The sequence below is a fragment of the Paracoccus saliphilus genome (genome assembly GCF_028553805.1).
Lineage (GTDB): Bacteria > Pseudomonadota > Alphaproteobacteria > Rhodobacterales > Rhodobacteraceae > Paracoccus > Paracoccus saliphilus.
Window position 1 is genome coordinate 2,904,136 of record NZ_CP067140.1, and the last position, 15,091, is coordinate 2,919,226.

Consider the following 15,091-nt stretch of genomic DNA (forward strand, 5'->3'; position numbering starts at 1 on the left):
ACGGTATGCAATAGCATACAACGCTTTCCTTCCCGATTGTAATCCGCTATGACGCCGTCAGCGAATCCTATAGCCGAAGGGAACACCCATGTCGAAGATCAAGGTAGAAAACCCCGTCGTCGAGCTCGACGGCGACGAGATGACCCGGATCATCTGGGACTTCATCAAGCAAAAGCTGATCCTGCCCTATCTGGATATCGACCTGAAATATTACGACCTCGGTATCGAAGAGCGCGACCGCACCGACGACCAGATCACCGTGGATGCGGCAGAGGCAATCAAGCAGTATGGCGCAGGCGTGAAATGCGCCACCATCACCCCCGACGAGGCACGGGTCGAGGAATTCGGCCTCAAGAAGATGTGGCGCTCGCCCAATGGCACGATCCGCAACATCCTGGGCGGTGTGATCTTCCGCGAGCCGATCATCTGCAAGAACGTGCCGCGCCTGGTTCCGGGCTGGACCCAACCGATCATCGTCGGCCGTCACGCTTTCGGCGACCAGTACCGCGCCACCGATTTCAAGTTCCCCGGCAAGGGCAAGCTGTCGATCAAGTTCGTCGGCGATGATGGCGAGACCATCGAGAAGGAGGTTTTCCAGGCTCCGGGCTCCGGTGTCACCATGGCGATGTACAACCTCGATGAATCGATCCGGGATTTCGCCCGCGCATCGCTGAATTACGGTCTGAACCGTGGTCTGCCGGTTTACCTGTCCACCAAGAACACCATCCTCAAGGCCTATGACGGCCGTTTCAAGGATCTGTTCCAGGAGGTCTACGAGCAGGAATTCGAAGCCGAGTTCAAGAAGAAGGGCATCCATTACGAGCACCGGCTGATCGACGACATGGTCGCTTCGGCGCTGAAATGGTCGGGCGGTTATGTCTGGGCCTGCAAGAACTACGATGGCGATGTGCAGTCGGATACCGTCGCGCAGGGCTTTGGCTCGCTTGGGTTGATGACCTCGGTGCTGATGACCCCGGACGGGAAGATCGTCGAATCCGAGGCCGCGCATGGCACCGTGACCCGCCATTACCGCGAGCATCAGAAGGGTAACGCGACCTCGACCAACTCCATCGCCTCGATCTTTGCCTGGACAGGCGGCCTGAAGCACCGCGCGAAACTGGACGGCAACGCAAAGCTCGCTACATTCGCCGAAACGCTGGAGAAGGTGACGGTTCAGGCGGTCGAGGACGGTTTCATGACCAAGGACCTCGCCCTGCTGGTCGGCCCGGATCAGAAATGGCTGACCACCATGGGCTTCCTGGAAAAGGTCGACGAATATCTGGACAAGGCGCTGGCGTAACGCCTCGCAATGAAAACGGGCCGGGCGGATCGCCCGGCCCTACTTGCCTCCGGCGGGGATATTTTCCTGAAGAAGAAGTCGGCTTTGAGCAAGGAGTGTCTGAACGGCATGCAGAGTGAGTTCGAGAAGCTTCTGGCGCGGCGGCGCTCGATCCGATCCTTTACGGGGGAGCCGGTTGAGCGCGCGAAGATTGAAAAAATCCTGCGGCTTGCACGGACCGCACCGAGCGGCGCGAACCTGCAACCGGGGCGATTTCATGTTCTGACCGGAGCCGCGCTGGACGGGCTGGTTCAGTCGTTGAAATCGGCCATCGCGGCGGGAGAGCCGCAGAGCCGGGAATATTCCTATTTCCCCGAACCGATGCCCAAGGAACTCAAGTCAAGGCAGGTCGCGGCGGGTTACGCCCTGTATGCGGCGCTCGGGATCGAACGACGGGATATCGAGGCGCGCCGGCATCAGTTCGAACGCAATTACGAGTTCTTCGGCGCACCGGTCGGGATCGTCGTCACCATCGACCGGGCCATGGGCAAGGGTTGCTTCATGGATCTGGGCATGTCGCTGATGGCCCTGCTGCTGGCCGCTGAGGATCAGGGCTATGCGACCAGTGGAATCGGGGCGCTCGCCCAATACGGGCCGGTGGTACATCGCCATCTTGAGTTGCCCGAGGGCGAGATGGTTGTCTGCGGGATCGCGCTTGGCGTGGCGGACAAGGACGCACCGGTGAACCGGGTTCGGACCGAGCGGGACGATCTGCCGGTTTTCACCCGCTTCCACGGCTTCGACATCAGTTCCTGAGCAAGAGAGCCGTGCCTAATCCTCCGGCGGCGGCGATGGCGGCCAGACCGTATTGCCCCGGCTGAATCTCGTGAACCAGCCGCACCGCGTTGATCGCTCCGCTTGCCCCGATTGGATGGCCACGGGCGAGCGCCCCTCCACCGGGATTGACGATATCGGGGTCGAGGCCCGCCCCCTGCTGGCAGGCGATGGCCTGTGCCGCGAATGCCTCCATGATCTCGGCAATGCCGATATCGGAAGGGGCGAGACCTGCGTCCGTCAGCACCGAGCGAATGGCGGCGATGGGGGCGAGACCCGGCAATTCGGGATCACCACCGATTGTTGTGCCCGCGACGATCTCGGGACCGCTCCGCGCCGTCCGTTCGACCAACCTGTCCGAGACGAGAATGCAGACCGCGGCGCCATCGGCGGCAACTGCCGTTGTGGCCGTCGTGACGGTTCCGGCAAGAGGCCTGGCGCGGGCGCAAGTTTGCGGCGTCAGCCTACGGGCGAAGCTGTCGGTAAAAACGCCCGCGACGGGGGCGATTTCGGTGGCCTGCATAGCGGCCATGGCGGCAAGCGCCCTGGCGTGGCTCTGCACGGCCCAATCCTCCTGCGCCTCGCGCGATATTCCAAGCTTCTCCGCCAATGCTCCGGCGGCGGTGGACATCTCCGGATCGCGCTCGGGCCATGGGGTAAAGGGCGGCTGGTCATAGGGCTGCGGCTCGCGCCCATCCGCGAAGCTGCGCAGCCGCAAGGGACGGCGGGAATAGCTCTCCACCCCGCCCGCGATGACCACGTCATGTAGCCCCGCGCGGATCATCGCATCGCCCAACAGGATCGCATCCAGCCCACCGCAGCATTGCCGATCAATCGTGAGCCCCGCCACACGCTCGGGCAAATCGCTGGCCAGGGCCACCACCCGCGCGGGGTTTCCCCCGGCACCGAGCGCATTGCCAAGGATCAGTTCGCCCACCTCCGCTGCGGCGATCCCGGCATCCGCGAGGGCCGCGTGGATGACCGGTGTGGCGAGATCCTGCAATTCCAGCGCCCGGAACGCGCCGCCCCTTGGGACGACTGCGCTGCGCCTTGCCGCCACGATACAGGAGCGGCGCATCAGCCCCCTCCGGCGAGGCGTTGTAGCGCCACGAGATCGGGCTTGCCCGAAGGCAGCATCGGCATGGGGTCGAGAAAGCCGATCCGGCGAGGCACCGCGTGCGAGCCAAGGGCGGCGCGGCAGCGGGCCTTGATGCGTTCGGCCAGCGCTTCGTCAGCCGCGCCCTCGGCAAATCCGATCACCGCATTTCCCCGCAAGGCATCCGGGACGGCCACGGCGGCACAGGCACGGCCTGCGGACTCGTCCAGCATCACCTGCTCGACATCTTCGAGAAACACATTCACATCGGCCACCGTCACCATGCGCGATCTGCGCCCGCGCAGGAACAGGTTGCCCTGCCGGTCCATCCGGCCGATCTCGCCCACGGTCAGGAAATCGCCATCCCATCGGGTATCACCGGCCCTGCCCCCATCATAGCCGTCGAACAGATAGGGGCTGCTGACCCAGATCTCGGCATCTTCGCCAGCGACCGGCCGAAGCTTCAGCGTCACCCCGGGATAGGCGCGGCCAACCGATCCCGGTGGAGTATCGGCAGTGCTGATCGTGATGAAGCTGGTCTCGGACGCCCCGTAGAACTCGAAAAGCTCGGCATTCGGGAAAAGCTCTGCCAGATCGGCACGCTCATCCGTACCAAGCGCACCTCCTCCGCAGAATACCAAGCGGATATCAGGCAACGCACCCGCATCGACACGCTGCAACAATCTTAGCTGCGACGGTGTCGAATAGAGCACGCTTGCCCTCGCCTCGCGCAGCACGACGACCTGCGCACGCGGGCTGTCACCACCCAAGGCGAGGATGTCCGCGCCCAGATGCAAAGCCTCGGTCACGGCATAGAGCGACAGGGAATGGCCAAGGCTGCCCAACACCGCGTAACGGTCGTGCTTCCCTAGGGTGTAGCGCCCGCGATTGACCTCGAAACTCGCGATCCACGAGGCGTGGCTGCGCCGGATGGTCTTGGCCAGATCGGTGCTGCCCGAGCTTTGACAATACAGAAGCGGACGCCCTGCATTCACCGGTGAATCCACGGCCGAGATGGCGGTCCCTTCACCCTGCCGGGCATGGATGGGCAAGTGCCGCTCGATACAATCGAGCAATGCTGCGATGGCAGGGCGGTTCTGCCCTTGGGCACCGCAAGAGAGAATGGCGCTGTCGGCAGATCGCATGAACCAGCGATCCCGCATATCCAGCGCCAATTCTTCCATCATCCGCCCTGATGCCCGGCGCTCAGATACGCTGCCCGGAGGGGCGGTACCATGACAGCATCTCGGGGCGCAGTTTTGCGACGGCTGCAACCAGCATGCCGGTCAATCCAGCCTTGAGCAGGTCCCCGGGAATATAGGCCGTGTTCAGCAGCGCCGCCTCGACCAGGCTTTTCTCGAGCACGATGGCCATACCGACGGTGCCAAAGGCATACATCACGACGATTCCGCCGATGAAGGCCCCGAGACCCGCGCTGATCGCGGGTGGAACCATGCGCAGACGCTCGACCACCAGGCCGGTCACGAAAGCGGCGACCGGGAAGCCGATGACGAAGCCGACCGTCGGCGACGCGAAGACGCCAAGCCCGCCACGTCCTCCGGCGAGAAGCGGCAATCCAAGCGCGACGGCGAAGACGAACAGCAGGACCGCCAGGCCACCCCGTCTTGCGCCAAGAACCGCGCCTGCCAGCATCACGCCAAGACTTTGGGCGGTGATCGGCACACCGGAGGCAAGCGCGATCTTGGGGATCAGTCCCAGGATCGCGATCAGCGCCGCGAACAGGGCGATACGGGCAAGGTCTTTTTCCATCTCATCTCTCCTTGTTGGGCAGGGCTCCGCCGCGTGCCTTCAGGGCTTCACCGACACGATCCGCGTCGTCAAGCGCCAAGAGCATCATCGGCAGCACGATCCGCCAGTTCTGGCGGCGGACCGAGCGTGCCCGCCATGATTGAAACATCAACTGCGCCCGCTCTATCAGCACCGGCGCAAAGCGGATTAGAAGCGGCATCGCGATCTCCAGCGGCGCGGTCGATATCCCGAGCCTGCGCAGCGGCGCCATCAGACGGTGCACCACATCCATCAATTCGGTCAATGTCGTGGTCATGGTGACAAGATTCGCCAGCGCAACGGCGGTGATCATCCGCAGGATCGTCTTGACCCCAAGGGTGAGATCATCCGTGACGAAATGCCAGATCAGCACGATGACGATAAAGGGGACCAGAACCCGCAGATGCGTTAGCCCGCTGCGCAGGAACGCCCGCCCCGGCAGGCAATAGAGCAGCAGAACCGCCAGAAGCGCTACAACCTGGACTGCCATGCCGTCGATCACGAAGAGCAGCATCGTGGTCAGGCACAACCCCATCAGCTTGACCCCGGCAGGCCAGCCATGCGCCCATGTTCTAACTGGCGAGGTGAGAGAGATCATCGCCACCCCCGATACGGGTCATCTCGTTGGTAAAATCGCGCAGAAGCTGCGCGGGCGGGCCGCTCGCACGGATTTTTCCTTCGTCGAGCCAATAGACCTGATCGTAACCTTCCAGGTCGCGCGTGTCATGCGAGATATGCAGCAGCCGCGTCCCGCTTGCGTTCAACTGCCGCGTCAGCTGCATCCGCGTCGGGATATCCAGCCCCGCGAAGGGCTCGTCCAGCACCAGAAGCCGGGGGCGCATCGCCAACACCGACATCATGCAGACGAGATGCTTCTGCCCCTGCGACAGCGCGTGAATCGGCGCGTCCTTCCAATGGGCCTTGCCGAACTCTGCCAGCATGGCCAACGCTCCGGCCTCGGCATCTTGCTTGCTCTGGCCAAGCTGGCGCAGACCGAAGCCGATTTCTTCCACCACGGTGGGAAAGATGATCTGATGTTCCGGGTTCTGGAACAGGATTCCCACGGTGCGGATGGCAGCGCGGCGGTCCTTGAAGACATCGACCTCCTCGATCCGGATCCGCCCCGGTTCCGGCTCCAGCAGCCCGGCGATCAGCCGCGCAAGCGTGCTCTTCCCCGATCCGTTTCGCCCGATCACACCGATCCGCATCGCGTCGGAGCGCAACGAGATCCCGGACAACACAGCGATACCGCCGATCCGGTAGCCCACATTCTCAAGCAGAACCGGGGCTGTCGCTGGCTTGACTGTTTCCATATCGGGCTTTCCCTGAACTCCGGTCGGCATTGGATCGGGCGCAGGCATCGCACAAGCAATGCCCGCCGGTCCAGCCAAAATGCACATGCACAGGTGTTGCCCCTTCCCTCGCCGAACGCGCAGCGTTAGAACCGCAGCATGGATATTCTGGACAAGATCAAGGCCTACAAGCTGGACGAGATCGCCGCCGCCAAGGCTGCGCGTCCACTGGCCGATATCGAGGCAGCCGCCCGCGCGGCCACGCCCGTGCGCGGCTTTGCCCGCGCCCTTACCGAGAAGGTGGCAACCGGCCCCGCGCTGATCGCAGAGATCAAGAAGGCCAGCCCTTCCAAGGGTCTTATCCGAGCCGATTTCGATCCACCCTCGCTGGCCCGCGCCTATGAAGCGGGGGGCGCCGCCTGCCTGTCTGTGCTGACCGATGCACCCAGCTTTCAGGGCGCGCCCGATTTCCTGAGCGCCGCACGCGATGCCTGCAGCCTGCCCGCGCTGCGCAAGGACTTCCTTCACGATCCCTATCAGGTCGCCGAGGCGCGGGCATGGGGCGCCGATTGCATCCTCATCATCATGGCCTCGGTGGATGACGTTTTGGCGGCTGAACTCGAGGACGCTGCGATGGATTGGGGGATGGATGCGCTGATCGAGGTGCATGATGCCGAAGAACTCGACCGCGCCTTGCGGCTGAAATCACCGTTGATCGGCATAAATAATCGCAATCTCAAGACCTTCGATGTCACTCTTGATGTCACGCGCCAACTTGCGCCACGCATTCCGCAAGACCGCGATATCGTCTGCGAAAGCGGCCTTTTCACCCCCGCCGACCTGGCCGAGATGATGCAGATCGGCGCGCGCCGCTTTTTGATTGGCGAAAGCCTGATGCGGCAGCCCGACGTCGCCGCCGCCACCCGTGCCATCCTGGAGCCCGCGGCATGAGCCTGACGCATTTCGACAAATCCGGCCAGGCACATATGGTCGATGTTTCGGAAAAGGCGGAGACCGCGCGCGAGGCGGTGGCCGAGGGTTGCGTGATCATGCTGCCCGAAACCCTCTCGCTCGCCGAGGGCGGGGCGAAGAAGGGCGACGTCATGGGAGTCGCGCGGCTGGCGGGGATCATGGGGGCCAAGCGCACCTCTGATCTGATCCCGCTTTGTCACCCACTGCCGATCTCGAAAGTCACGCTGGATCTGCACCCCGATCCCGATCTTCCCGGCATTCGCGTCACCGCGACGGTGCGCACGGCCGGTCGAACCGGCGTCGAGATGGAGGCGCTGACTGCGGTCTCGACCGCCTGCCTGACCATCTATGACATGCTCAAGGCTGCCGAAAAGGGGATGCGTATCGAGGGCATTCGCCTGATGCGAAAAAGTGGCGGCAAGTCAGGAGATTACGAGGCGAACCGATGATTTCAGTCGAAGAGGCTTTGACCAAGGTCCTGTCGCTGGCCGGTGCTGCAAGTCCTGAGACGCTTTCGCTGGATCAGGCTGCCGGGCGGGTATTGCTGGAACCGGCGATCTCGCGCATGACGCAGCCGCCTTTCGACTCGGCGGCGATGGATGGATATGCGTTGCGTCATGCCGATCTTGGGCAACGCCTGCGGGTGATCGGGGAATCGGCGGCAGGCCATCCCTGGACGGGCACGGCCGAGCCCGGCACCGCGATCCGGATATTTACCGGCGGCGCCGTTCCATCCGGCTATGACCGGGTCGAGATGCAGGAGAATACGCAGCGCGATGGCGATTGGCTGACTATTACTGCCTCTTCACGTGACACATATATCCGCGGTCGGGGATGTGATTTCAGCGAAGGCGACAGGATCGAGCCCGGTAGGCTTCTGTCTGCTGCGGATATCGCCCTGCTCGCGGCGATGAACCTGCCGCGGGTGACGGTGGCGAAACGTCCGAAAGTCGCCGTTCTGGCGGGTGGGGATGAATTGGTGCGGCCCGGTGAAACCCCGTCCGAGGGCCAGATCATCAGTTCCAACGACCTTGCCGTCGCCGCGATCGCCCGTGCTGCAGGCGCCGAGTCGGAAATTCTACCGATCGCACGTGACAGCGAAGACAGCCTGCGCGACAGCTTTGCCCGCGCCCAGGATTCGGAGCTGCTGGTCACCATCGGCGGCGCCTCGGTGGGCGATCACGATCTGGTCGGGAAAGTGGCTGAATCCTTGGGAATGGAGCGGGCGTTCTACAAGATCGCCATGCGTCCGGGCAAACCGCTGATGGCCGGACGGATCGGTCAAAACGCAATGCTGGGGCTTCCCGGAAATCCAGTGTCTGCAATCGTTTGCGCGACAGTCTTCATGCAACCACTGATCCGCGCGATGCAGGGATTGCCCGATGAGACCCGTCGTTTTCGTGCAAGGCTATCCGCCGCCCTGCCTCCGGAAGGCGGCCGCCAGCACTATATGCGGGCCAAACTGAAAGATGGTGAAGAGCTGCCTCTCATCGCCCCGTTCGACAATCAGGATTCGTCTCTCCTGTCGGTATTGTCACAGGCGGATGCATTGCTGATCCGTCCACCGCACGATCCCGCAAGACAGGAAGGCGAGATCATGGATTACCTTCCCCTGTTTCACTGACACTTAACCGAAACCCCGTTCAAATGCGTATGTAGATTGACGTGATTCGATTCATGGGCTAGAACATTAGCAGAACACCCTGCTACATGAGGACGGGCAGATGCTGACGAAAAAGCAGATACAACTGCTGGAATTCATTAGTCAAAGGATGACGCGGGACGGGGTTCCGCCCTCTTTCGACGAAATGAAGGATGCGCTGGATCTGCGTTCCAAATCCGGGATTCACCGGCTCGTGACAGCGTTGGAAGAACGCGGTTTCATCCGTCGCCTTCCGCATCGGGCCCGTGCGCTCGAGATTGTCCGCTTGCCCGACACCTTGTCGAAGCAGGATGCCGGTTCCGCCAAGCCCGCCACTGGCTTTTCTCCCACGGTCATCAGCAATCCACGTCCAAAACAGCCGCGCGGCGCGATGCCTCTCATGGATAGCGGGGCGATCGACCTGCCTCTGATGGGTCGGATCGCGGCCGGTGTTCCGATCGAGGCGATCTCGGAGGTCGCGCATCACGTCTCGGTTCCCGGCAGCATGCTGACAGGGAACGATGATCACTATGCACTGGAGGTGAGAGGCGATTCGATGATCGATGCCGGGATTCATGATGGCGATGTCGTGATCATCCGCCAGCAGGACAAAGCCGAGAATGGCGAGATTGTCGTGGCATTGATCGAAGGAACCGAGGCGACGCTGAAACGCTTTCGCCGCAAGGGCAAGATGATCGCGCTGGAAGCTGCCAACTCTGCCTATGAAACACGTGTTCTGCCTGAACATGCAGTGAAGGTGCAGGGGCGGCTGGTCGGCCTGATCCGAAATTATTGACGGCATGATGGCAGTTGCATTGCCATCCGCCGAATGACAATTTCCACCCACAGTGCTACGGCTTAATCCGGGTTTTGCATCGCACGCTTCTCTGCAAGATCGAACTGGCGTTGACGTTCGCGAAAACGGGCGCGATCCGAATCGTCATATTCCTGCAGACAGCGATGGCAGCTCACCCCCTCTTCGAACTCGGGGCGAGCACGATCCTCGGGCGCCAAGGGGCGACGGCAGGCGTGACAGAGGAGGTGCCGCCCCTGTCCAAGCCCGTGGGTCAGACTGACGCGTTGATCGAAGACAAAGCATTCTCCTCGCCAGAGACTCTCCTCCTCCGGCATCTCTTCGAGATATTTAAGGATACCGCCCTTGAGGTGAAAAACCTCTGTCACTCCCTGCGATAACAGGTAGTTCGTCGATTTCTCACAGCGGATTCCACCGGTGCAGAACATGGCGATGCGCTTGTTGTGGAAGCGATGCGCATTCTGTTGCCACCATTCGGGAAACTCGCGGAAGGATTTCGTGCCCGGATCGACCGCGCCCTCGAATGTGCCGATCTCGGTTTCATAGTCGTTCCGGGTGTCGATCACCGCGACATCCGGCGCGGCGATCAGCGCATTCCAATCCGCCGGATCGACATAATGCCCGACCGCAGCCACCGGATCGACATCGGGCTGCCCCATTGTCACGATCTCTTGCTTGAGACGCACCTTCATGCGGCCGAAAGGCATGGTTTCGGCGGGGCTCTCTTTCCATTCAAGCCCTGCACAACCGGGCAGCGACCTTATATGGGCCAACACCGCATCGATGCCCGTCCGACTGCCCGCGATGGTGCCATTGATCCCCTCGCGCGCCAGCAGCAGCGTTCCGCGAATACCACTCGCCTCGCACACCGCTAGCAGGGGCCCATGCAAGACGGCGGGATTCGTGAACCTGGTAAAGTGATAAAGGGCGGCAACGATCAACATGGGCGGGGCATAAGCCAGCTTAACCCGGCAAGGCAAGGGGGCACGGGCGTCCTGTAAGGCATTGACGCGACTGTTAGCGCTTTCTACCCATAGGTTGAGGCAAAAGGAGGTGACAATGCCCAGGGCCCTGATCGTCATCGACATGCAGAACGATTTCTGCCCTGGCGGCGCGCTGGCCGTGGCAGAGGGCGACCAGATCGTCGCACCGATCAACGCGCTGATGGACGAATTCGACGCGGTCGTGCTGACCCAGGACTGGCACCCCGCGGATCACACCAGCTTTGCCGAAAGCCATCCGGGCGCCGAGCCGTTCAGCCTGATCGAAATGCCATATGGCCCGCAGGCCCTGTGGCCGCGCCATTGCGTCATCGGCAGCGAGGGGGCGGCGTTTCATTCCGGCTTGGAGCTCGACCGGGCCGACCTGGTGATACGCAAGGGTTTCCGGCCACGGATCGACAGCTATTCTGCATTCTTCGAGAATGATCACGAGACACCGACCGGTCTGGCAGGATATCTGCGCGAGCGCGCCTTGACCGATCTGAGCCTTGTCGGCCTCGCCCATGATTTCTGCGTCGCCTGGAGCGCCATCGATGCCGCGAAGCTGGGCTTTGCCGTGACCGTCATCGAAGAGGCCACCCGCGCCATCGACCTGGATGGCAGCCTCGAGAAGGCTCGGGCCGACATGCGCGGCGCGGGGGTCTCATTGCGTTAACAACCCGGCTCATGCTCTTGCATGACCCGCCGCCAACAGGCACCAAGAGGATCGTTGTTCAGGAGCCCGGTCATGGTCGATATCGCCACGCGCGTCTATAATCACAAATGGAAAATCGACCCGATCGTGCGATCGCTGATCGATAATGATTTCTACAAGCTGCTGATGTGCCAGTCGGTGTTTCGCAACCGCCCTGACACGAATGTCACCTTCAGCCTGATCAATCGCAGCAAATCCATTCGCCTGGCCGAGATCATCGACGAAGGCGAGTTGCGCGAACAACTTGACCACGTGCGGGGGCTGTCACTGACGCGGGGCGAAAGCACATGGCTGCGCGGTAATACCTTCTACGGCAAGCGCCAGATGTTCCGGCCCGATTTCATGAGTTTTTTGGAAGGGCTGCAACTGCCTCCCTATCAGCTCGAGAAACGCGACGGGCAATACGAACTGACCTTCGAGGGAAGCTGGCCAGAGGTGATGTTGTGGGAAATCCCGGCATTGGCCATCCTGATGGAACTGCGTTCGCGTGCCGCGCTGAAGGATTTTGGTCGATTCGAGCTTCAGGTCCTCTATGCACGCGCCATGACTCGCGTATGGGAAAAGATCGAAGCGCTGCGAGAGCTGCCCGATTTGCTGATCGCCGATTTCGGTACGCGCCGGCGGCACAGTTTCCTGTGGCAGGACTGGTGCGTGCAGGCGATGATCGAGGGGTTGGGCAATCGTTTTACCGGCACGTCGAATTGCCGGATCGCCATGCATCGCGACATCGAGGCCATTGGCACCAATGCGCATGAATTGCCGATGGTTTATGCCGCGTTGGCGAAGGATGACGATACCTTGCGCCGGGCGCCCTACGACGTGCTGGCCGATTGGCACGAGGAACATGACGGCAATCTGCGCATCATCCTGCCCGACACCTATGGCAGCGCGGGCTTTCTGAAACACGCGCCGGACTGGCTGGCGGGCTGGACAGGGATTCGCATCGACAGCGGGGACCCGGCAACAGGGGCCGAGGCCGCGATCCGCTGGTGGCAGGAACGGGGCGAAGACCCCCGCAAGAAGCTGGTGATCTTCTCGGACGGGCTGGACGTTGCCAAGATCATTGAATTGCACAAGCAATTCCATGGCAGGGTCAAGGTCAGCTTCGGTTGGGGCACCCTCTTGACCAATGATTTTCGCGGGTTGGTTCCGGGTGATGGACTGGCCCCGTTCAGCCTGGTCTGCAAGGCGGTTGCCGCGAATGGACAATCGACCGTCAAGCTGTCCGACAACCCGGCCAAGGCAATGGGCCCGGCGGGTGAGGTCGAGCGCTACAAGCGCGTGTTCGATTTGGGGGATCAGGTCGCCGAGAAGGTTATCGTCTGAGCTCTCACATCCCGGTCGCCAGCCTGATCAACAGGTAGCTTACCGCCCCCAGAAACGCCGTCATAGGCACCGTCACGATCCAGGCCGCGGTGATCGTGGCGACATGGCTGCGGCGTATAAGCAGGCGACGGCGGGTTTCCTCGGCGGGCAATGCCTCGCGGTTGCGGTTGCGGCGCCGGTCAAGCCATTCGCGCACGAACCCCACTCCGAAGATCCCCCCCACAGCGACATGGGTTGTCGATACGGGCAGTCCCGCGCCGGACGCGACCAACACGGTTGCCGCCGTCGCCAGCGAGACGCAGAAAGCGCGGACCGGGTTCAGCCTCGTGATGCCGGTCCCGACCATGGCGACCAATCGCCGCCCGAATAGAAGCGTACCCAGGGCGATCGCCAGCCCCGCCATCAACAGCACCAATAGTGGGACCTGCAAGCTATCGCCCGCGCCTCCCATCGGAAGGATCACCGACAAGGGACCGGCAACATTGCCAACATCATTGGCACCATGCGCGAAAGCCATGATAACCACCGCCGCCAACAAGGGTGGGCGGAACAGATGCTTCATGCGCGGCTTTTCCTGATCCCCGGAAAATTCGGCCCTGAGACGCAATCGCATCGTCCAACCCGCCGGCAAGGCGACCAGCAATGCGGCCAGAACAAGCGGCAACGGCCAGACACCCAAGCGGCGGGTGATCAACAATGCCAGATAAGCCAGGAACAGTCCCGCCATCGCTCCGATCAACACGGGAAGCCAGCGCTGTGCAGCCGTCGCGCGATCGGAAGCTTCGCGCACATAGATCGTGACAAAGGCAAGAATCGCGGCAGCCAGAGCCCCGGCCATCAGGGGCGAGATGATCCAGGCCGAAGCGATGGAGAGCAAGGTATTCCAATGCACCGACGCAAATCCAAGCGCCGCCATACTGGCCCCCGCAATGGCCCCGACAATGGAATGCGAGGTACTGACAGGCAGTCCGGCCCCGCTTGCAAGCGTGATCCAACTGGCAGCACCGATGAGGGCTGCCAGCATCAGCATCTGCTCCTGCTCCGCCGATGCAAGAAACCCGGCCTCGAAAATACCGCCTGCCAAACGGTGGGTGACGGCTCCACCGGCCAGGCTGGCCCCGGCGATCTCGGCCAGTGCCACAAGCACAAGCCCCGGCAGCAGACCGATGGCCCCCGCGCCCACGGCCGGCCCCAACGAGTTCGCCACGTCGTTCGATCCGATCGCAAGACCCAGCCAGCAGGCGACAATCAACCCCGCTCCCATGCCGACGAAGCCCGGATCGTGCCCCATCACCCCCATCGACAGGATCAGCACCGCAACGCATAGCAAGATCGCAAGCCCCAAGCGCAGCACTGGCCGAAACGCATGGACCTGCGCCGTCTCGACATGGGTAATCCGACCCAGATCCTTGTCGAGGATATGAAAGCCGCGCTTGCCAAGCCTCATATCGATGCCCCTCCTCCGGTGCCCGTGCCCTAGCCCCGCATCCGGGACAGGCCCTGCAAAATCTTTTTCAAACCGGGTTCGGCAACCATAGGCTCCGCCTCTTCAGGAGTGAACCAGCGACGCTCACGTTCCGCGGCTTCAGGAAAGCTTTTTTTGCATTTCTCGACATGCAGAGGAAAGACCGCGACTTCGATAGGCACCGCAAAGCCGCTATCCTGTTCCTTGTCATAGCTATAGCGGCCGATCTCTTCATGGGTGACCCGGCCTTCCACCCCGGCCTCTTCCCATGCCTCGCGAGCGGCGGCACCGGGCAGGCTGTGCCCCTCCATCGGCCAGCCCTTGGGAATGACCCACCGCCCGGTCCCCCGGCTGGTGACCAGCAGCACCCGGCCCGTCTCGGGATCAATGCACAGCGCGCCCACCTGCAAGGACAAGGGACGTTTCCCCAAAAGCATACGGATCGATCTGCGCAACATGTTCATTCGTCGGACTCCACCCGGCCACGCAGTGCCTTGACCTGCCCACGCGTCGTCTTGGCCTTCAAGCGCCGCCTCTTGCTGGCGAGCGTGGGGCGGGTCGCAATCCGCCGCTTGGGCGCCGTCAGCGCCCGCCGGATCAGATCGGCCAACCGATCACGGGCGATCTCGCGGTTACGGGACTGGCTGCGGGTTTCCTGCGAGAGGATCACCACCGCGCCGTCCGAAGTCCAGCGCCGCCCCGCAAGGCGTTGCAGCCGCCGCTTAACCTGATCCGGCAGATTGGGCGAACGCGCCGCCTCGAATCGCAGCTCCACTGCGGTTTCGACCTTGTTCACGTTCTGACCACCCGGTCCCTGAGCCCGTGTAAAATGCTCGGACAACTCCCACTCTTCAATCGCAATATTCTCGGACACGTAAATCATAACCA

17 protein-coding genes are annotated in these 15,091 nt (G+C 62.4%); 8 read left to right on the forward strand and 9 right to left on the reverse strand.

The genetic code is table 11. The features are described from left to right. The first annotated feature begins 88 nt into the window (after positions 1-88). Positions 89-1,300 (forward strand): NADP-dependent isocitrate dehydrogenase, encoded by a 1,212-nt coding sequence (locus JHX88_RS14010; RefSeq protein ID WP_076523630.1) that lies wholly within the window; start codon positions 89-91, stop codon positions 1,298-1,300. A 108-nt stretch (positions 1,301-1,408) separates the two neighbouring features. Next, positions 1,409-2,095, forward strand: coding sequence for a nitroreductase (locus tag JHX88_RS14015; protein ID WP_076523827.1), 687 nt, complete (start codon positions 1,409-1,411; stop codon positions 2,093-2,095). On the opposite strand, the gene JHX88_RS14020 is transcribed toward JHX88_RS14015, so the two are convergent. The 5 genes from JHX88_RS14020 to JHX88_RS14040 are packed head-to-tail and all read right to left on the reverse strand — an operon-like array spanning position 2,085 to position 6,310. Beyond that, positions 2,085-3,191: a thiolase family protein gene (locus JHX88_RS14020; protein WP_076523632.1), complete on the reverse strand. Its 1,107-nt coding sequence runs from the start codon at positions 3,189-3,191 to the stop codon at positions 2,085-2,087. The genes JHX88_RS14015 and JHX88_RS14020 overlap by 11 nt on opposite strands. Then, complete coding sequence (locus tag JHX88_RS14025) at positions 3,191-4,396, reverse strand: AMP-binding protein (protein ID WP_272848035.1); 1,206 nt, start codon at positions 4,394-4,396, stop codon at positions 3,191-3,193. Before JHX88_RS14025 ends, JHX88_RS14020 begins: the two co-directional genes overlap by 1 nt. Before the next feature lie 19 nt (positions 4,397-4,415). Continuing rightward, positions 4,416-4,979 carry a biotin transporter BioY gene (locus tag JHX88_RS14030; protein WP_076523634.1) on the reverse strand — a complete coding sequence of 188 codons (564 nt, stop codon included), beginning with the start codon at positions 4,977-4,979 and terminating at the stop codon, positions 4,416-4,418. Position 4,980: 1 nt separating this feature from the next. After that, positions 4,981-5,595, reverse strand: coding sequence for a CbiQ family ECF transporter T component (locus JHX88_RS14035; protein ID WP_076523636.1), 615 nt, complete (start codon positions 5,593-5,595; stop codon positions 4,981-4,983). Continuing rightward, complete coding sequence (locus tag JHX88_RS14040) at positions 5,570-6,310, reverse strand: energy-coupling factor ABC transporter ATP-binding protein (RefSeq protein WP_084202865.1); 741 nt, start codon at positions 6,308-6,310, stop codon at positions 5,570-5,572. Before JHX88_RS14040 ends, JHX88_RS14035 begins: the two co-directional genes overlap by 26 nt. Before the next feature lie 138 nt (positions 6,311-6,448). Here JHX88_RS14040 and trpC point away from each other — a divergent pair, with 138 nt between their 5' ends. From trpC to lexA, 4 genes are all read left to right on the forward strand, one after another. Further along, positions 6,449-7,240: an indole-3-glycerol phosphate synthase TrpC gene (trpC, locus tag JHX88_RS14045; protein ID WP_076523638.1), complete on the forward strand. Its 792-nt coding sequence runs from the start codon at positions 6,449-6,451 to the stop codon at positions 7,238-7,240. Beyond that, the gene (moaC, locus tag JHX88_RS14050) at positions 7,237-7,710 is read left to right on the forward strand and encodes a cyclic pyranopterin monophosphate synthase MoaC (protein ID WP_076523640.1); all 474 of its coding nucleotides are present in this window, start codon (positions 7,237-7,239) and stop codon (positions 7,708-7,710) included. The genes trpC and moaC overlap by 4 nt, the downstream gene beginning before the upstream one ends. Then, positions 7,707-8,885, forward strand: coding sequence for a molybdopterin molybdotransferase MoeA (locus JHX88_RS14055; RefSeq protein WP_076523643.1), 1,179 nt, complete (start codon positions 7,707-7,709; stop codon positions 8,883-8,885). Before moaC ends, JHX88_RS14055 begins: the two co-directional genes overlap by 4 nt. A 100-nt stretch (positions 8,886-8,985) precedes the next feature. Continuing rightward, positions 8,986-9,699, forward strand: a complete 714-nt coding sequence (lexA, locus tag JHX88_RS14060) for a transcriptional repressor LexA (protein ID WP_076523645.1) — start codon at positions 8,986-8,988, stop codon at positions 9,697-9,699. Between the two features lie 62 nt (positions 9,700-9,761). On the opposite strand, the gene trhO is transcribed toward lexA, so the two are convergent. Then, entirely contained in the window at positions 9,762-10,661 is a 900-nt protein-coding gene (gene trhO / locus JHX88_RS14065) for an oxygen-dependent tRNA uridine(34) hydroxylase TrhO (RefSeq protein WP_076523833.1), read from the reverse strand. 115 nt (positions 10,662-10,776) lie between these two features. On the opposite strand from trhO, the gene pncA reads away from it, so the two are divergent. Further along, on the forward strand, positions 10,777-11,373 hold the full coding sequence (gene pncA, locus JHX88_RS14070; RefSeq protein WP_076523647.1) for a bifunctional nicotinamidase/pyrazinamidase: 597 nt from the start codon (positions 10,777-10,779) through the stop codon (positions 11,371-11,373). 72 nt (positions 11,374-11,445) lie between these two features. Next, a complete protein-coding gene (gene pncB / locus JHX88_RS14075; RefSeq protein WP_076523649.1) occupies positions 11,446-12,738 on the forward strand; it encodes a nicotinate phosphoribosyltransferase in 1,293 nt (430 codons plus the stop codon). 4 nt (positions 12,739-12,742) lie between these two features. Here pncB and JHX88_RS14080 read toward each other — a convergent pair whose 3' ends face one another. Genes JHX88_RS14080 through arfB form a run of 3 tightly spaced genes read right to left on the reverse strand, consistent with a single transcriptional unit; the run spans position 12,743 to position 15,086 of the window. Next, entirely contained in the window at positions 12,743-14,185 is a 1,443-nt protein-coding gene (locus JHX88_RS14080) for an inorganic phosphate transporter (RefSeq protein WP_076523652.1), read from the reverse strand. 29 nt (positions 14,186-14,214) lie between these two features. After that, positions 14,215-14,667, reverse strand: a complete 453-nt coding sequence (locus JHX88_RS14085) for an NUDIX hydrolase (RefSeq protein ID WP_076523655.1) — start codon at positions 14,665-14,667, stop codon at positions 14,215-14,217. Next, positions 14,664-15,086, reverse strand: a complete 423-nt coding sequence (gene arfB / locus JHX88_RS14090; protein ID WP_076523658.1) for an alternative ribosome rescue aminoacyl-tRNA hydrolase ArfB — start codon at positions 15,084-15,086, stop codon at positions 14,664-14,666. The genes JHX88_RS14085 and arfB overlap by 4 nt, the downstream gene beginning before the upstream one ends. Positions 15,087-15,091 lie beyond the last annotated feature (5 nt).